The sequence below is a fragment of the Deltaproteobacteria bacterium genome (genome assembly GCA_026388545.1).
Classification (GTDB): Bacteria; Desulfobacterota; Syntrophia; order Syntrophales; family UBA2185; genus JAPLJS01.
The window spans coordinates 91,646-108,517 of the sequence record JAPLJS010000114.1; the positions used below are offsets into that span (position 1 = coordinate 91,646).

Here is a 16,872-nt window from a genome sequence, read left to right on the forward strand (position 1 = left end):
TTAGAGATGGCCATCAAGGTAATGACTATAGTTGGAACGCGCCCCGAGCTGATTAAGCTCTGCCGTGTGATTCATGAGCTTGATCAGTATACTGAGCACGTTCTGGTTCATACGGGTCAGAATTTTGACTATGAGCTGAACGAGATATTTTTCCAGCAGCTGCAAATCAGGAAGCCGGATTATTTCCTCGATGCCGCCGTTGAAAACGTGGCCGAGACCATCGGCAATATAATTGCGCGATCAGACAAGGTCATGGAAAAAGAGAAACCCGATGCGGTGCTCATTCTCGGTGATACAAATAGTTGTCTTGCCGTGATTGCTGCGAAGCGCCGGAAGATTCCGGTGTTTCACATGGAAGCGGGAAACCGCTGTTTCGATCAAAGGGTGCCGGAGGAAATTAATCGAAAAATCATTGATCATATAAGTGATATAAATATGCCCTACACGGAGCATGCCCGGCGTTACCTGCTGGCTGAAGGTATAAAGCCTGAGACGGTGATCAAGACAGGTTCTCCCATGAAGGAAGTTCTGTCCTATTACCGGTTACAGATTGATGAATCCGACATTCTCAATGCTTTGCAGCTGGAAGAGAAAAAGTATTTTGTTGTCAGCACGCACCGCGAGGAGAATGTCGATTCTGAGGTCAACTTCAATAATCTACTCAATTCATTAACCGCCATAGCCGAGAGGTATAACTATCCTGTGATTGTTTCGACCCATCCGCGAACCCGCAAGCGTCTGGAAGATATGGGTGTCGGCCAACTTCATGCTCAGGTTCGGTTTCTAAAGCCCCTCGGACTCCTTGATTATGTGAAGCTTCAACTGCATGCCTTCTGCGTTGTTTCCGACAGCGGCACGGTTACGGAGGAGTCTTCAATTTTGAGTTTTCCGGCTGTAACCATCCGTCAGGCCCATGAGAGGCCTGAGGGGATGGATGAGGGCACGCTCATTATGTGTGGGTTGAAGGCTAAGAGCGTCATGGAAGCCATCGACGTGGCAACATCGCAGTCTGCTGCTTGTGATCGACTCTTCAGACTTGTGCAGGACTATGATACAGAAAATGTTTCGAAAAAAGTTCTCCGCATAATTATGAGTTATACAGATTACGTAAATCGGACGGTCTGGTTTAAATAACCCTCAATGCAATAAATCTTTATATATTCAAGAGCATATCATAATTTTTCCCATGCGCATCTTACTTCTTGTCGTTTATTATCTGCCCAGCACCATGTCGAGCGCAAAGCTTATTCATGACCTTGCAACGGAATTTCTTCGACTGGGTCATGAACCCGTAGTCGTCGCCCCTGATGAGAACATTCTCAAAGATACGGAAATAACGAGTGAAAGCGGCATCAAAGTGTTGCGGGTACGCACAGGAAAAATTAAAACAGCGTCCAGATTGGTGCGAGGCTTCAACGAAGCCAGACTTTCAAACATCATCTGGGAAAAGGGGCGTCGTTTTTTTGAAGAAAATCCCTGTGATCTGATTGTTTACTATTCTCCCACAATCTTCTTTGGTTCACTCGTAAAGGGGCTGAAGAAGCATTTCGCCTGCCCATCGTATTTGATCTTGCGTGATATCTTTCCACAATGGGCGGTGGATGCCGGCGTGTTAAGTCACGGAATGGTTTACAAATATTTCAAATTAAAGGAACGGCAGAATTACGACGCGGCAGATATAATCGGCGTTCAGTCGCCGGCGAACCTTCGTTATTTTGAAGAAAATGGTCTTGATAAGAAATATCATTTAGAAGTGCTATTTAATTGGACAGCCTTAGTAGAGGAGAGTATTCAGCCGAGTGCATACCGGGAGCGGTTGGGATTACAGGGGAAAGTCGTCTTTTTTTATGGCGGCAACATTGGTGTGGCCCAGGACATGGACAATATTATCCGCCTTGCGAAAAATTTACGGGGTGAAAAATCTGCTTATTTTCTACTGGTGGGCGATGGAAGTGAAGTGCCCCGATTGAGGACAGACATTGCATCAAAGGGTTTGACGAATATAGCCATACACGACGCGGTGGGACAAAGAGAATACCTGTCCATGCTTTCTGAATTTGATGTCGGCTTGATCTCGCTCGATTGCGGTTTGAGAACCCAGAATTTTCCAGGTAAAATGCTTGGCTACATGTATCATTCAATGCCCATTCTGGCCAGTGTAAATCCGGGAAATGATTTAAAAGAAATTCTGGAAGGTCAACAATCTGGACTGGTTTGCATGAATGGGGAAGATGATCTGTTTGCTGCCTATGCCAGAAGATTAGTTAGGGACGAAAATTATCGCCGGCAGTTAGGTAAAAACTCCCGCACCCTTTTGGAAAATTCTTTTTCTGTTTCAAGAGCAGCAGGACAAATCCTGGCTCATTTCAGTCAGGAAAATTAGCATGGCTTATTCTCCTCTCATTCTCATTACCGGCGCCACCGGCGCCGTAGGGCCTCTTGTCGTAAAGGCCTTCCATGATGCAAGTTATTCCATCCGCACCCTGTCCATCGATCCGCCGCCTGTTAACATGTGGCCTGATGATGTGGAAGCCCTTATTGGTGATGTTACTGATTCATCGGTTGTGCGTGCTGCGATGGAAGGTGTTGAAATGGTTATCCACCTGGCCGCTTTACTGCATATTGTCAATCCGCCACTCGCGCTTAAAGAAAAATATGAGCGGATTAATGTGGGGGGAACGGCGACGGTAGTTGGTGCGGCCATTAAGGCTGATGTCAGGCGTGTTGTGTTCTTCAGTACGATTGCTGTTTATGGGCAGTCCGATGGCCGGATTGTAACGGAAAATACGCCCCCTCGCCCAGATACGTTTTACGCCAAGACAAAGCGTGAAGCGGAAGAAATTGTGCTCGAAGCCAAACGAGCGGACGGCAGACGGTTGGGAACTGTCCTGCGGCTTGGTGCCGTGTATGGCGGGCGAATCAAGGGGAACTATCAGCGGCTTGTGCAATCTTTGGCAAGGGGCCGCTTCGTCCCTGTGGGGAACGGTTCCAACCGGCGCACACTGGTTTATGACAAGGATGTGGCGCGCGCTGCCGTGGTGGCTGCATCACACGATGCTGCGGCAGGTAAGATTTTCAATGTCTCGGATGGCCGTTTCCATACCATGAATGAGATTATTGGAACGATCTGCGCTGCCATTGGTCATAAGGTGCCGCGATTGTCGTTGCCTGTCGGAGTCTCGCGCATTGTTGCAGGTATAATAGAAAAAGGTGGCCATTCGATGGGTTTAAAACCCCCGGCAATACGGGCGATGATTGACAAATATACCGAAGATATCGCCATGGACGGCAGCCTCATTCAAAAAGAACTGGGTTTTGTTCCCCACTATGATTTAAAGACGGGTTGGGAAGAGACGGTCAAAGAGATGCGGGAAGGCGGCGCGCTTTGAAACGTATCTGTGATGTCTTGTTGAGTCTTCTTCTGTTATGTTTTTTATCCATCCCCATGATTCTTATTGCCTTGTTTGTTAAACTAACTTCCAAAGGCCCGGCACTATACTGGTCCGACCGGGTGGGTATCAACAATACCATATTCAGAATGCCTAAGTTTCGCACGATGAGATTGGATACTCCTGAGATGGCAACCCACCTGATGGATGATCCCAGTCTCTACCTGACATCCGTCGGATCATTACTCAGAAAATTCAGCCTTGACGAACTGCCGCAACTATGGAGTATATTGAAAAGTGATATGAGTTTTATTGGGCCGAGGCCGGCCTTGTATAACCAGGATGATCTCGTTGACCTGCGGATGAAAAAAGGAATTCACAAACTTGTTCCCGGTATTACAGGGTGGGCTCAGGTAAACGGCAGGGATGACATTCCGATTCCACTTAAAGTAGAATACGATGAGTATTACATGAAAAATAAAAGTATTATCCTGGATTTAAAAATAGTATGGATGACAACTGTCAATGTTTTAAGAAAAAGAGGAATTAAACACTAACCATTTGATAAAATTATGCACCGGCAACTGAAAAATCCTAAATTATATTTGATGATTTTAAGCGATTCGCTTCTCTTTGCGATTGCGCTTACGGCAGCCTACTTATTTCGGTTTGAATTTAGATTAAGTCTGGAAGAAATCAGTCAAATTAAAACGATATTGATTTGGCTTATACCACTGAAACTTTTTATTTTCTTCGGCTTTAGTCTCTACAGCGGTATGTGGCGGTATACGAGTGTCCGAGATTTCTGGCGATTAGCCCAGGCTTGCTTCATATCTATGCTTTTAATCATGGCGGTGATCCTCTATTTATACCGTTTTCATAATTTTTCTCGGGCTGTATTCTTAATGGATGGAATTCTGACATTTGTTCTTGCCGGTGGGTTGCGTCTCATGATCCGTGCTTATTTTACTTCCTTCCCGCCAAGCCTTAACTCCGATCGCATGGCGGCTTTCCATAAAAGATACAAAAAACGTATCTTGATTGTCGGTGCGGGCGATGCCGGTGAAAAGATGCTTCGAGAAATATTTGAAAATAGAAACCTTGTTTATGATGTTGTGGGTTTTATTGATGATGACCTGCAGAAACAGGGCCGTTCGATTCATGGCGTTCCGGTACTGGGGATAATTGGGAAACTGCAAGAGTTGGTGGAGGAAGAAAGGATTGAAGAAATTCTCATTGCCATTCCTTCGGCCAGTGGTGAACAGATGCGGCACATCGTAGAACTCTGCAAGGGATGTGATATTACCTACAAAACGCTGCCGGGTATTGGTGAAATTATCGATGGCCGCGTGAGCGTCAAAGTCTTACGTGACGTGAAATACGAAGATTTACTGGGACGGCCCCCCGTTCATCTGGATAGTGCGGGTATCCGAAACTATATAAGCGGACGTGTCGTGTTAATTACAGGCTGTGGTGGTTCCATCGGGTCGGAACTGTGCCGCCAGGTAATCAAGTATCAACCCCGTCAACTTATCCTTGTGGATGCGGGTGAGGCGAATCTCTTTCACATTCAGATGGAACTTCACCATGAGCTTGATTATCAAAACTGCCGGGTCATCCTGGGGCATGTGCAGGATAAGACGCTCATGCAATCGATTTTCCAAGAATTCAACCCTCAAGTAGTGTTTCACGCGGCAGCCTACAAGCACGTGCCTATCCTGGAAAAGAATCCCTGGGAGGCAGTCACGAACAATATTATTGGAAGCAGGGTAGTTATGGGGCTGGCTGTTGAACACAACGTGGAGCGATTCGTGCTGGTTTCAACCGATAAGGCCGTGCGTCCCACAAATGTCATGGGAGCAAGCAAACGCGTAACTGAACTCCTCCTGCAATCATTCCAGGGAAACGGTACACGTTTTATGGCCGTCCGTTTTGGTAATGTGGTAGGTTCATCAGGTTCGGTGATTCCCCTGTTCCGGCGCCAGATCGAGCAGGGCGGCCCGGTTACGGTGACCCATCCCGAGGTCAATCGGTATTTTATGACCATACCTGAGGCCGCCCAGATGATCATCCAGGCAGGCGCCCTGGGGAGGGGCGGCGAGGTTTTTATTCTCAAAATGGGTACTCCTGTGAACATTGCAGACATGGCACGGGACCTGATCCGTTTATCAGGGAAAGAGCCGGATAAAGACATCAAGATCATTTTTACCGGCCTCCGGGAGGGAGAAAAACTGTACGAAGAGCTCATTACCGTAGGGGAAGGTATTGTGCCGACGGAGCATGAAAAGATCATGGTGCTTCGGTCCGATGGGTTTTTAAATGGATTGAGAAGTGCCAGCGCTCTTCAGGAGTGGTTAAATACCGAGCTGATACCGCTTTACGATGCAGCACTGCGGCACGATGCAAAGGCCATAAAGCGAAAACTTCAAGAAATTGTCCCCGAGTATACTCCCCACGATACGGAATCCGTCCTCGAAAAATAGCATATTCAAAAAAAGGGTCAGCGCCCAATTTTTATGATTATCGGCGATCATCACACGATTAGCACAGATATCCACAACATTCTTATTATTCAATTGGGTGATATAGGGGATGTTGTCTGGGCAACACCGACACTATGGGCGGTTAAGGAAACCTATCCACAGGCCAATGTATCGGTTCTCCTTCGAGAGGGATTTGGGTGCCTTCTGGAGCCAGATCCGTCAATCTATAAAACGTTTGAAGTGAAGCGTGATCACGAAGGTCATTTGCATAATACTATTGATCAAGTACGGTTGATCAAAGAGTTGCGCCAGGAGCATTTTGACCTGGTGTTTGATCTTCGTGCCGGTGATCGCGGTGCAATTGTGGCCCGCTTAACCGGGGCTCCTATGAGGGCGTCGCTCTACTATCATGACGTTCCCTTCTGGCGAAACATGCTGTTTACCCACCTCTTAGTCGAACCTGCTCCTCCGAAGGAACGGGTCTATGGCGCCGCGGAACAGTCCCTTCGTATAATCCGGGGTTTTGGCATTGTCGCAAAAACGATGGTCCCCAGTCTCTGGGTTTCAGATCAGGTCATGATGCGGGTTTACCAGCTTTTAACTGAGTGCAACATGAAACCTTTATCGTCCGAATCTTCCCATCGGTGGATTACCATAAATCCATTCTCGCGGTGGTCGTACAAGGAATGGGCTTATGATAAATGGGTAAGTGTTATCAACTGGTTATGGGATGAGTTTCAATTTCCTACAGCCATTGTCGGAAGTAAAGAGGAAGGGGGAAAGGCATCCGAACTGGAGAACAAATGTTCAGGAACTGTATACAACCTTGCCGGCAGAACAACGCTGGCTGAACTGGCCGGTGTGCTCAGTTTGGGCAGTTTTCATATTGGAGTGGATAGTGCTGCACCGCATATCGCCGCTGCTGTGGGAACGCCGACGATAATTATTTATGGTCCGTCCGATTGGCGTGATTGGGCGCCTGTAGGCAATCAACACCGAGTCGTCGTTCCTGATATGGAGTGTGTACCGTGTTATAAAAAGGGATGCGATGGGTCAGGACTAAGTCAATGCCTCGAAACCCTCGAAGTCGAAACAGTACAAAAAGTCATCCAGGAACAGATTAGAGAGCAGGCCGCAAGTCATTGTTGAAAAGGTATTTATTGTTTTGCATCTGAGCATGATAGAGAAAACGTTTTTTTAATCAAAGCCTTATCGGGCGAGACCTTTGAAAATCTACACCAAATGTCATTGCGAGGAGCGAAGCGACGTGGCAATCTCGTGGAGCTGACCATGGGGGAGATCAATGAAAGGAATAGACTGGTAGAGACCATTGAACGGGTTAAACGGTAGGAGGTAAATGAGCGTATTCGTTACCGGTGGAGCGGGGTATATCGGTTCTCACGTAGTCAAAGCCCTCGGAGAAGAAAAACACGAAATTCTTGTGTTTGACAATCTTTCTACAGGGCACGAGTGGGCGGTGCTAGCCGGCAGGTTCGTCAAGGGTGATCTTGCGGATAGAGACTTTCCGGATACGGTAACCGGAGATTTCAGGCCGGATGCGGTCATGCACTTTGCCGCCTCGATCCAGGTAGAGGAATCAGTCCGGGAGCCTCTCAAATACTACCGCAACAATGTTGTCGGCACTCTGAATCTCCTGGATGCCATGGATTGTAATGGGATCAGGAATTTCATCTATTCATCGACCGCCGCAGTTAGTGGCAGACAGCACCAGGCTGCGCCGAATCTCCGGAGCGTGGCGCCTATCCGAAAGAACTGCCGGCATTGGGAATTCGTGAGTATCGGGAGATTTTTTTCAAACCCTACCGTGTGATTTACCGGGTCACGGGCGACACCGTGTACGTCTTACTGATTGTCGACGGACATCGCGACATGCAGACGCTATTGCAGCAAAGACTTCTGGAAGCGTAGAGAAATCGGGACAGCGGCCAACAGCCATAATAAATCCGGGAAAATGAGGGACTGCGCCCTTTTCCCCCCATCACCCATAACCTGCCGTGACGCATGAGGGAGATGCAAGATGAAACGCATTGTTAAGAAGTCGAATGATTTCAAAGATGCCGAGGAATGGGATATTCTTCAGCACATTAAAATGAGTCCAGAGGAAAGACAGAAGGCAGCATCGGAACTTCGAATAAGGGTTTATGGGAAAAATGCGCCGGATGTGAAAAAAGGTTGTCGAAAGAAATGAAAGCGTCCCACTTCTCAAAGGACATACAGGATTTCATCAGGCTGCTGAACCAACACCATGTCAGGTACCTCATAGTGGGCGGCGAAGCGGTGATCTATTACGGGTACGCTCGCCTCACCGGTGACGTGGATTTCTTTTTTGAAACGACAAGAAAAAACGCACTGAATATGTTTGAGGCCCTCAAGGAATTCTGGCAGGGAGATGTTCCGGGAATCGAAGGTTTTGAAGCGCTAATGGAGCCAGGCGTAATTTTTCAGTTTGGAGTTCCTCCCAATCGCATCGATATTCTTACACATGTTGACGGTGTGACCTTCAAAGAAGCATGGCACGGGAGGGCAACAACCAGCATGGAGATTCGCGGAGAGCAAGTCTCCATTTATTTTATCGGATTGGACGAACTCATTGCGAATAAGAGGGCGATCAACCGTCCCAAGGATCAGGAAGATTTGAAATATCTTGTGAAGGCAAAAGAGAAATCAGGTCTCCACAGCTCTGCAAAACGCTAAATTTCAAGACCTGTCCCCCAACTTCAATTCGAGGCTGCTCAAGCGGATGACGATCCCCATTGAAGGCGTGCGGCCGCTCCTGCTGTCCCCCTTTATTTCATCTCTAAAAAAGAGATAGAAATCGATTGCGGTATCTCTCCCATGCTCTGACGACTGTCCTGGAAGCTGAGGGTAATGTGGTGGGGTGCATCACACAACCCGATGCAGGTATAAACACAGATTATATGCATATTTCCTCAATCTGCAAACTAAAGGGAATACCATTATTTAAGACAAGAGATGTTAACTGCACTGATGCAATGGATTGGGCGCGCAATATGAAGCCGGACATAGTGTTAAAGGTTTTGAATAATGACGTTTTTTGATGGAAACCTGTTGCATCGAATATAAAAACCGTCAGAGGTTGTGCAAAGGTCTCAGAATGTGAATCCACACCTTCTTTAGTAAAAAGGGGGTGTGGATTTTTTTTAAAGCTCTCAAAACATTTTCTAATGCGACTTTGTGAGCGTTTAAGAGTCAGGCTTAATCCATATTATGAAGCCAAAATAAGATATTTAGAACAAAGGATCAAGTCTTTCCCCGATGGACTAAATAAGTGGGCATTATATAAATAATACTAAATATTCGGCAGGTAAATATACAAATTACAGACTTTGTAATTCCGAACGAACATGAAGAATCTTCAAGATCCCTCCTTTCGGTCGGGACAAGGATTTCTCTTTTCACGCAAAATGACAAAAAAGAGAATTATGGCACAGGCTCTACGCGGGAGTGGCAGGAAGGACGAGTATTTCAGAGGTTTTTCAATACTTATGTTGACCTAAGGTGGATTTCATTCTGTAAGGAGAAACTATGACATTTAAGATGACTTTGAAGTGGATGGCGTTTTTGGTAGTCGTGCTTATGACTGCTCAGGTGTGTGCCGAGGAGCCGCAAGTTCTGAAGACGCAAAAAGACAAGGTGAATTACGGCATCGGAGTCAGTGTAGTGAGAAACTTCAAGCAGCAGGGATTCGAGATCGACCTCGATGCTGTGGTAAAAGGCATGAAGGACGCACACTCGGGCGTAAAGCTTCTCATGACCGATGCGGAAATCCATAAAACCATGGCCTCGTTTCAGAAGGAACTGAGGTTAAAACAGAGGCAGACCAAGATAATAGCGGCGGCTGATAACAAAAAAGAAGGGGACGCCTTTCTGGCTGAGAATAAGAAGAAGGTAGGCGTGGTGACCCTACCGAGCGGGCTACAGTATATAGTCCTCAAGGCGGGAGATGGCAAGAAGCCGACAGACGCAGACACGGTAGAGTGTCACTACCGGGGCACCCTCATCGATGGGACCGAATTCGACAGCTCTGATCGCAGCAAGCAACCCGCAACCTTCACGGTCACAGGGGTCATCCCCGGCTGGCGGGAAGCGCTGAAGCTCATGCCTATGGGTTCGAAATGGCAGCTCTTCATTCCTCCTCAGCTCGCGTATGGAGAGCGGGGATCTGGCAGTATCGGGCCGAACGCGACACTCATCTTTGAGCTGGAACTCCTTGCCGTCAAGTGATGTGAGGTTAGCCGTGCGGCTGTCGGGCGGAATTGCAATTGTAAATTGTTCATGCCAAGAAAATGAACGCAAGAGATTCTTCGGTTTTTCAAAAGTCTCAAAATGGGAATAACTTGAGAACGGGAAAAGGCAGGGAGTCAGGGATGTTCGCAAATATCATCAAACATATATCGGGGATCACCGTGTTGTTTGGCTTCCTGATCCTCTCTCTCGTGCTGACATCTTCCTCCCTTGCCGATGTGTACAGGTATGTCGACGAGAATGGGGTCATCCATCTGACCAATGTACTCATGGGCCCCCGGTTCAAGGTCTTGATCAAAGAGAGGCCGGATAATAATTTTAAACAGGGACGTGATTTAGGGACGTACGATGAACTGATCGCCGGGGCGGCCGGTAAATACGGTGTGGATATCTCCCTGGTGAAAGCTGTCATCAAGGCTGAATCAAATTTCAACCATAAAGCAGTTTCGAGAAAAGGCGCCAGAGGACTCATGCAGCTCATGCCTCAGACAGCCATAGCTCTTGGCGTGAGCGACTCCTTCCATCCCGGGGATAATATCGACGGTGGTATTCGTTACCTTTCCTCCCTGATCGGTCTCTACAACGGTGACCTGCTGCTGGCGCTTGCTGCCTATAATGCCGGCGAAGGAGCTGTTGCCAAGTACCGGGGTATTCCGCCTTATGCCGAGACCCGTACCTATGTCCGCTGTGTCCTGGATCATTACAAGCGATACAAAAAAGAGTCAAAGACCACGGCTACTGTATTGGTAAAACAGCCTCAATCGGAAGAGAGCCAGACTTATTCTCTTCATTCATTTTGATCATCACTTTGCCGACGGCTTGACACCCTCCTGTTTCTGCTGCTTTTCCTTGATTAGCTCTTCCTTCTTTATCCTACCTTTGCTTGATTCGGACATTTTGTCAACAAGCTCCGAGGATATGTCCTTTGCCTCTTTCTGGTTTTTAATCACGTGGGGTGTCAGCAGGATAATGATTTCCTGTCTTTTTGTTTCGTCTTCAGTATAACCGAATAGCCACCCGAGGATCGGTATTTTGGACAGGAGCGGTATACCTGATCTTGATTTTGACGTGTCTTCCCGAATGAGTCCGCCAATAACAATCGTCTGGTTATCCTGTACGACAAGATCCGTTGTCACATCGGTCTTGTTAAGGAGAATCTGAGATTCACCGGAAAGTGTGATAGTCTCGTAGTTTGAGATTTCCTGATAAAGCTCAAGAGAAACAAGGCCGCCCGCGTTAATCCGGGGTTTTACCTTCAAAATGATACCGATGTCCCGGTATTGAAAGTTTCGCTGGGGGGAAACACCGGGTGTGCCATAGGTTTCTGAGGTCATGAGAGGGACCTGCTGACCGACCTGGATCTTTGCCTCTCTGTTGTCCGAGACGAGTATATGTGGAGCCGCCAATACCTTGGCTTTCGCCTCGGTGGCGAGGGCTGTGATGAGGGCTCTCACGGCGCCCGCAGCGTCGACGCCGATAAAAGTGAATCCCGTCATAGATAGTTTGTTCGGATCTACATTCAGGGCATTGGGATTTAGTATAAACTTAGAGTCAAGATTCAACACATTACCTTTAAAAAGGGCAGAAATGCCGAAGCTGAGGTTGTCCGTGAGCGATACGGAAGCTACCATGCCCTCGATAACCACCTGCCTCGGAATGACATCGATCTCTTCGATAGTTTTTTTGATGGCGGCATAGTCTTCCGGTGTAGACAGAACTATGACGGTATTCGTGATTTCATCGGGGATGATTCTCGTGAAATCGGCAACGATGGCTTCTCCGCCGGTCGATATCGTTGAAACCTGTGGCTGTGAAGAAATCGCAGGGAAAGGAGATGGTGATGATTGAGCGGCTTGAGGCGCCGAGCCTGTTCTGGAAGGGGCGGAGGCCCTTTCCGGCGCAGACGTTTTACTGCCCAGGAATATCTGCTGTAAAAGCGAGGCGATATCTTTTGCCTTGCTGTTCTGGACTTGATAGACAAATACCTGAGGTTTTCTCTGCTTGAGTTTTTCGTTGTCAAAAATCTCGATAAGTTTGAGCATACGCTTTACATTGGCATCGGTATCCACGATAATGATCTGATTGCCCTTCGGCACGTCAATGAGGACGGCATTATTCGAAGAAAAGGGTGTAATAAGTTTGAGGACTTCTGATGACTGGACGTAGGTGATCGGTACCACCTGAAGCAAGGACTTTCCTGTTATCAGGATCTTCTCCGGATCCCGGCCGAAACTGACGGGCGAAGGTTCCTTGGAGATGTCACTGATTGGGACAATCCTGTAAAGACCATTGTCCTCAACAATCCCAATGCCGTTGAGCCTCAGGATGACTTCCATCAAGGGCAGCACATTATCCATGGGAACGGGTGCAACGGCCCTGAAAGTAACTCTTCCTTTCACACGTGGATCAACCACGTAGTTGACCCTCAGCGCCTCGCCAAAGATAGTCTGGATGATCGTGTACACATCAGCATCATCGAAATTCAAGATGAACTGGCCTCTGCGGGGGACCGGGATAGCCGCGGGTTGCATCGCAGGAGGAGCAGGTTGCACCACAGGAACCGAAGGTTGCATCGCAGGAAAAGGAGGTTGCCCGGCGGGCGGCTGTCTCATGCCCGGAGGTAACAGTGGACTCTGTTGCGGCTGCTGACCTGGTGGCATGGCGGTCTGCGGGGGCTTGCCCACAACGGGTTTGACCGGTTTAATTTGTTTCGGCGGCACTTCATTTTTCAATGGCTCCGCAGGCATCTTTGCTGCAGGCTGCGGGAATGTTCCCTGCGGCGTCGAGATAGTTGTTGGCTGGGTCTTTGAAGGTTGTGTATCAGAAGATTTTGAAGGAATTAATTCCAGCGAAGGGGAAAACGGCTGTTGCCCTGGCTTCACATCGGTCTGATCTGTCTTTTGATCTTGCGATTGCGCCTGCGCCCAACAGCATACTTCTGTGCCGGGTATAGGCACGAGTAAGCTTACACTACTTAAGGAAAGAATGAATGCAGTCTGCCAAATCAAGAAGGACTGTCGAGTAAACAAAATACCCCCAAAATTTCTTTCTGTCCAGAGTCTTAAAACCTGCATTTCATTATTTCCAGCTTACTACGTCCTGGTCCTCTCCCTCGCCACCAAGAGCACCGTCCCTGCCATAAGAAAAGAGGTCATATTCCCCGTGTGTACCGGGACACTGGTAATTATAGGCTCTTCCCCACGGGTCATTGGGAAGTTCTTTCTTGAGATAAGGTCCATCCCATTTTTCGACACCGGGATTGACCGTGAGCGCGTTTAACCCCTCCTGTGTTGTAGGATACCTTCCCACATCAAGCCGAAACTGATCCAATGTCTGACCAAGAAGTTCTATCTGCGCTTTCGTTGCCGACTGCTTGCCTTTGCCGAGTTTCGGAAAAAGGCGGGGTCCAACGAGGGCGGCGATAAGACCGATGATCACCATGACGACAAGAATTTCCACAAGCGTGAACCCTTTTTTGTTGGGCTTCCAGTGAATATGGCGCCGGATCATAGATATTCCTTGGGTGAATGAAAATTTCTTTGTCGGGTATTCGATGCAAGTCAAGCAGAGATTCTAATCTACCGCCCTATAAGAATATTTTTTTCTTTTATTTGCAACGAAAAATTTCAATATGGATATATTGTATCATATAAATAGCTTATTTGTTTAGTAATATTTTACATTTTCCCAGCTTATATTTCCATAGGGAGTAACCTTGATCAACATAGCCAAATGTCTTATTTATTCGTCAGGGAATGGATGATAAGTAACAGCGAAGAGAAATGTTGGTTCTATTCCGATCAGAGGGCGCCTGACTAAAAGGCCTTGCGCCTCTGCAGGCACATGAAGGGCTCACCTCCCCGTACTAGAAATCACGCCTGCCGCTATAAATTAAGGACTTTCGAAGGTATAAATCAGGTTATTCCTGATTGTGAATCGTTGCATAATTTTGTATTCATGATTACAAGGGCAAGGGAAGGAATAACCATGGAACCTAAAATAGCACAAAAGGGACCTTACTTGATGGAGTTGAAAGCCGGCAAATATTATTGGTGCAGCTGTGGTCATTCTCAATCGCAGCCATTCTGTAACGGCTTACACGCAAAGCTCAACACAGCCATGACTCCCGTGGAAACGGTTATCGCTAAAGATACAGTAGTAGCGTGGTGTGGCTGTAAACGGACTGGAGCTCCGCCGTTCTGCGACAGTACGCATAATTATCTATAGAAGATCATGGAAGATGATGTCCTTTATGGCAGGCACTGCCATTCGTGCTTCAGATAAAATGGAAAATATCTTCAGTGATTGAGACCTTTCTTAATACTTGCAGAACTCCACGACTTCCGGTTCCCCATGAAATACGCAATGTGCGAAAGATTCACTTTCTCTCAGGGCCTTACGCCTGATTGCCATAATCTATAAGGATTTTCAAAGTCATAAATAAAGATATTCCTGATGGTAAAGCACACCACCATTATGTTTAACTAAACAAGAAAGTTGAGAATGCTGACTTTTGAAGAAACGTACTTTAAAATGAAAGGGGAAAGTATGGTATGAAAAAATGCATCTTTATTATTATAGTCTTGTTAATTATCTCGATTCTGCCATTACCACTTTATGCTCAAGGGCATAAGGGGCAAAAATCTATAAGTAAAAAAGATGTAGCATCCGCTTCAGGAAAAGAACAAGCAAAGGCTTATTCTCCAATGCCCGATCCCGGTAAAAAGGTCCCGATCGGGAGCGGCTATTATTTGATATACAGCTTTGACAAGAAGCCCAAGCTGGGCACATTAATCATGAAGGTCGAGATTTTTACCGATGAGGGCAAAAAAGACACCTCTTTCGAGGCTAAGGCCGATGCCGGTATGCCTTCCATGAAAGGCGCCCATGAAACAGGAAACCGGACATTTAAACTTTCCAAAAGAGGGGATTATCTCCTGCCGATAAGTATTGTCATGCCCGGTGACTGGGAGATAAGGCTCACTATATTAAAGGACGGAAAAGTTATTTTCAGGGGCAGCTGCAACTTCGATGTATAGAACCGTTATCATATGCGTGGCCCTGATATTCATGACCGGTATGGCGCAGGCGGCGAACCAGCTCCTCTATTTCGAAGCGCAGGGAATTGCCGGTTATTCGTCTGAGATTAAAAAAAAGATCTATTCCTCGATGAACCCGGATGCGGAGATGCAGAAGCCGAGCCTGGGCTTTGATTACTTAAAACGATTTTCCGGCGAGTCCGGAGATTGGGCTACCTTTGCGCTTCAGGGCCGTCTGGCCCTGACACAGGATCTTGAAAGCAATGAGAATGGGAACGCATATAAGTTAGAGCCTCAGGTATATAACGCCTATCTGAAAACGAAGACACCCTGGACTTATGTCTGGGTCGGACATAACCGTCCCGCTTTTGGGCTTTCCTCCTATTTCGACAGCCACGGCCTCATACTGCGGACCCTTGCCATACAGGGTTTCGGTTATGACCGTGACTGGGGAGGCGGGCTCTACAGAGACTTCTCATGGGGGGATGTTTCAGCCTCCGTCACGACAGGATCAGGGATGCCTGTATATTTCAAAGGGGGCAATTATATGACGGCCGCCAGGGTCTCGTATGGCGTGCAGAGTCAGGATAACTTCAATTTAGGTTTTTCCCTGGGTTATGGCAGTACGCTTGATACAATGGGGTATACACTGAGGGATCCGGAGCCCCGGGAGATGAGGCTTGCGGGAGCCGACCTGACCATCCTCAGGGATAACCTTGAACACCGTTTTGATCTGCTTGCCGGGACTTGGCTCGACAAGGATACATATTCCTTGTTTTACCGTTTCGGCGTGAACCTGGACCAGGAAGGTCGGCTTAAGATAGAGGCCCAGCCGACATACTGGAAGTTCGGGGAAGAAAATAATTATCAACTGTCACTCTGTTTTTCAAGTCAGGTGACCTCAAATTTGACGGTTCGTTTAGGTTATACTTACGATCATAACGCTGACGACAACAGGGTACTTTTGCAACTTTATTACTATCGACCGATATGAAATCAAGATTACCGGACATTTACAGAATGAGAAAAACAAAGGTTACCCTTTTGATTAGGCACACGATATTAGCAATTTTCCTTGTCCTTGCCGGCTACACAGCCCTCTGGGCTGCGGTAGGTTGCGATCTGAATGACCCTGACCGTGATGTGGCAAGGCTCTTCCCGGAATCCACAGGGTATAGGACGGTTTATACCTCGATTTTGAAAAAGGGCGGAGAAAAGCTCCTGGTGACGGTAGAAACGCGACTTGGGGAGAAATTCCGGGGCATTTTTGAAACCATCGACGTGCCCTATACAATCTATGAGATTTTCAATAATAAGAAGAAAATCGGATATATACATGGAGTAAACCAGAAGGGCCAGTTCGGGGGCATCCAGGTATTCGTGGTGCTTGACCTCGAAGGACGGATAAAAGGTTTTTATATACAGAAAATGACAAGCAAGTATGCCGGGAAATTACGCGATGCGAGATTCGGCAGGCAGTTCATCGGTCTGACCCTCAAGGATTTTAACTATTACGATGTTGTTTCAGGAAAGGCATCCGGAAAGGTCGATAGGATAAAGAACCCGGCGCCTGAAGCGGAAGCAGATTTCAGGGCCGCACTCAGGGCCACGAAAAAGAATCTTATCCTTATGGATGAGTTTGTCTATTCGTCCAAGCCTTAATCTTATCCGGGA

The 16,872-nt window shown here is 47.4% G+C and carries 17 protein-coding genes and 2 pseudogenes; 17 read left to right on the top strand and 2 right to left on the bottom strand.

What is annotated here, in order from left to right; translation table 11 throughout:
- The first annotated feature begins 6 nt into the window (after positions 1 to 6).
- From wecB to NTW12_14505, 12 genes and pseudogenes are all read left to right on the top strand, one after another.
- Complete coding sequence (wecB, locus tag NTW12_14450; GenBank protein MCX5847531.1) at positions 7 to 1,134, top strand: UDP-N-acetylglucosamine 2-epimerase (non-hydrolyzing); 1,128 nt, start codon at positions 7 to 9, stop codon at positions 1,132 to 1,134.
- Between the two features lie 52 nt (positions 1,135 to 1,186).
- Positions 1,187 to 2,383, top strand: coding sequence for a glycosyltransferase family 4 protein (locus NTW12_14455; GenBank protein ID MCX5847532.1), 1,197 nt, complete (start codon positions 1,187 to 1,189; stop codon positions 2,381 to 2,383).
- Position 2,384: 1 nt separating this feature from the next.
- Complete coding sequence (locus NTW12_14460; protein ID MCX5847533.1) at positions 2,385 to 3,389, top strand: NAD-dependent epimerase/dehydratase family protein; 1,005 nt, start codon at positions 2,385 to 2,387, stop codon at positions 3,387 to 3,389.
- Positions 3,386 to 3,946 (top strand): sugar transferase, encoded by a 561-nt coding sequence (locus NTW12_14465; GenBank protein ID MCX5847534.1) that lies wholly within the window; start codon positions 3,386 to 3,388, stop codon positions 3,944 to 3,946. Before NTW12_14460 ends, NTW12_14465 begins: the two co-directional genes overlap by 4 nt.
- A gap of 15 nt (positions 3,947 to 3,961) precedes the next feature.
- On the top strand, positions 3,962 to 5,872 hold the full coding sequence (locus NTW12_14470) for a nucleoside-diphosphate sugar epimerase/dehydratase (GenBank protein MCX5847535.1): 1,911 nt from the start codon (positions 3,962 to 3,964) through the stop codon (positions 5,870 to 5,872).
- Positions 5,873 to 5,905: 33 nt separating this feature from the next.
- Positions 5,906 to 7,021: a glycosyltransferase family 9 protein gene (locus NTW12_14475; protein MCX5847536.1), complete on the top strand. Its 1,116-nt coding sequence runs from the start codon at positions 5,906 to 5,908 to the stop codon at positions 7,019 to 7,021.
- Positions 7,022 to 7,229: 208 nt separating this feature from the next.
- Positions 7,230 to 7,592 (top strand): annotated as a pseudogene (locus NTW12_14480) (NAD-dependent epimerase/dehydratase family protein).
- A gap of 17 nt (positions 7,593 to 7,609) precedes the next feature.
- Positions 7,610 to 7,801 (top strand): annotated as a pseudogene (locus NTW12_14485) (type II toxin-antitoxin system RelE/ParE family toxin).
- A 109-nt stretch (positions 7,802 to 7,910) separates the two neighbouring features.
- Complete coding sequence (locus tag NTW12_14490; protein ID MCX5847537.1) at positions 7,911 to 8,081, top strand: hypothetical protein; 171 nt, start codon at positions 7,911 to 7,913, stop codon at positions 8,079 to 8,081.
- The gene (locus NTW12_14495) at positions 8,078 to 8,587 is read left to right on the top strand and encodes a nucleotidyltransferase (protein ID MCX5847538.1); all 510 of its coding nucleotides are present in this window, start codon (positions 8,078 to 8,080) and stop codon (positions 8,585 to 8,587) included. Before NTW12_14490 ends, NTW12_14495 begins: the two co-directional genes overlap by 4 nt.
- A gap of 852 nt (positions 8,588 to 9,439) precedes the next feature.
- Positions 9,440 to 10,138 carry an FKBP-type peptidyl-prolyl cis-trans isomerase gene (locus NTW12_14500; GenBank protein MCX5847539.1) on the top strand — a complete coding sequence of 233 codons (699 nt, stop codon included), beginning with the start codon at positions 9,440 to 9,442 and terminating at the stop codon, positions 10,136 to 10,138.
- Positions 10,139 to 10,281: 143 nt separating this feature from the next.
- The gene (locus tag NTW12_14505) at positions 10,282 to 10,959 is read left to right on the top strand and encodes a transglycosylase SLT domain-containing protein (protein ID MCX5847540.1); all 678 of its coding nucleotides are present in this window, start codon (positions 10,282 to 10,284) and stop codon (positions 10,957 to 10,959) included.
- Between the two features lie 3 nt (positions 10,960 to 10,962).
- Here the strand turns inward: NTW12_14505 and NTW12_14510 are convergent, their stop codons facing one another.
- Positions 10,963 to 13,116, bottom strand: coding sequence for a hypothetical protein (locus NTW12_14510; GenBank protein ID MCX5847541.1), 2,154 nt, complete (start codon positions 13,114 to 13,116; stop codon positions 10,963 to 10,965).
- Positions 13,117 to 13,237: 121 nt separating this feature from the next.
- Entirely contained in the window at positions 13,238 to 13,669 is a 432-nt protein-coding gene (gene gspG, locus NTW12_14515) for a type II secretion system major pseudopilin GspG (protein MCX5847542.1), read from the bottom strand.
- Positions 13,670 to 14,146: 477 nt separating this feature from the next.
- Between gspG and NTW12_14520 the strand changes: the two genes are divergently transcribed.
- From NTW12_14520 to NTW12_14540, 5 genes are all read left to right on the top strand, one after another.
- The gene (locus NTW12_14520; GenBank protein MCX5847543.1) at positions 14,147 to 14,386 is read left to right on the top strand and encodes a CDGSH iron-sulfur domain-containing protein; all 240 of its coding nucleotides are present in this window, start codon (positions 14,147 to 14,149) and stop codon (positions 14,384 to 14,386) included.
- Positions 14,328 to 14,468, top strand: a complete 141-nt coding sequence (locus NTW12_14525) for a hypothetical protein (GenBank protein MCX5847544.1) — start codon at positions 14,328 to 14,330, stop codon at positions 14,466 to 14,468. Before NTW12_14520 ends, NTW12_14525 begins: the two co-directional genes overlap by 59 nt.
- Before the next feature lie 244 nt (positions 14,469 to 14,712).
- Positions 14,713 to 15,198 carry a hypothetical protein gene (locus NTW12_14530; GenBank protein MCX5847545.1) on the top strand — a complete coding sequence of 162 codons (486 nt, stop codon included), beginning with the start codon at positions 14,713 to 14,715 and terminating at the stop codon, positions 15,196 to 15,198.
- Positions 15,191 to 16,192: a hypothetical protein gene (locus tag NTW12_14535; GenBank protein ID MCX5847546.1), complete on the top strand. Its 1,002-nt coding sequence runs from the start codon at positions 15,191 to 15,193 to the stop codon at positions 16,190 to 16,192. The genes NTW12_14530 and NTW12_14535 overlap by 8 nt, the downstream gene beginning before the upstream one ends.
- Positions 16,193 to 16,218: 26 nt before the next feature.
- On the top strand, positions 16,219 to 16,860 hold the full coding sequence (locus NTW12_14540; protein ID MCX5847547.1) for a hypothetical protein: 642 nt from the start codon (positions 16,219 to 16,221) through the stop codon (positions 16,858 to 16,860).
- The last annotated feature ends 12 nt before the right edge of the window (positions 16,861 to 16,872 follow it).

What these genes read in the sequence shown, in the direction of transcription:
- wecB (MCX5847531.1), top strand. Translation starts at nt 7, where the DNA reads ATGGCCATCAAGGTAATGACTATAGTTGGAACGCGCCCCGAGCTGATT.
- NTW12_14455 (MCX5847532.1), top strand. Translation starts at nt 1,187, where the DNA reads ATGCGCATCTTACTTCTTGTCGTTTATTATCTGCCCAGCACCATGTCG.
- NTW12_14460 (MCX5847533.1), top strand. Translation starts at nt 2,385, where the DNA reads ATGGCTTATTCTCCTCTCATTCTCATTACCGGCGCCACCGGCGCCGTA.
- NTW12_14470 (MCX5847535.1), top strand. Translation starts at nt 3,962, where the DNA reads ATGCACCGGCAACTGAAAAATCCTAAATTATATTTGATGATTTTAAGC.
- NTW12_14475 (MCX5847536.1), top strand. Translation starts at nt 5,906, where the DNA reads ATGATTATCGGCGATCATCACACGATTAGCACAGATATCCACAACATT.
- NTW12_14490 (MCX5847537.1), top strand. Translation starts at nt 7,911, where the DNA reads ATGAAACGCATTGTTAAGAAGTCGAATGATTTCAAAGATGCCGAGGAA.
- NTW12_14495 (MCX5847538.1), top strand. Translation starts at nt 8,078, where the DNA reads ATGAAAGCGTCCCACTTCTCAAAGGACATACAGGATTTCATCAGGCTG.
- NTW12_14500 (MCX5847539.1), top strand. Translation starts at nt 9,440, where the DNA reads ATGACATTTAAGATGACTTTGAAGTGGATGGCGTTTTTGGTAGTCGTG.
- NTW12_14505 (MCX5847540.1), top strand. Translation starts at nt 10,282, where the DNA reads ATGTTCGCAAATATCATCAAACATATATCGGGGATCACCGTGTTGTTT.
- gspG (MCX5847542.1), bottom strand. Translation starts at nt 13,669, where the DNA reads ATGATCCGGCGCCATATTCACTGGAAGCCCAACAAAAAAGGGTTCACG.
- NTW12_14520 (MCX5847543.1), top strand. Translation starts at nt 14,147, where the DNA reads ATGGAACCTAAAATAGCACAAAAGGGACCTTACTTGATGGAGTTGAAA.
- NTW12_14530 (MCX5847545.1), top strand. Translation starts at nt 14,713, where the DNA reads ATGAAAAAATGCATCTTTATTATTATAGTCTTGTTAATTATCTCGATT.
- NTW12_14535 (MCX5847546.1), top strand. Translation starts at nt 15,191, where the DNA reads ATGTATAGAACCGTTATCATATGCGTGGCCCTGATATTCATGACCGGT.
- NTW12_14540 (MCX5847547.1), top strand. Translation starts at nt 16,219, where the DNA reads ATGAGAAAAACAAAGGTTACCCTTTTGATTAGGCACACGATATTAGCA.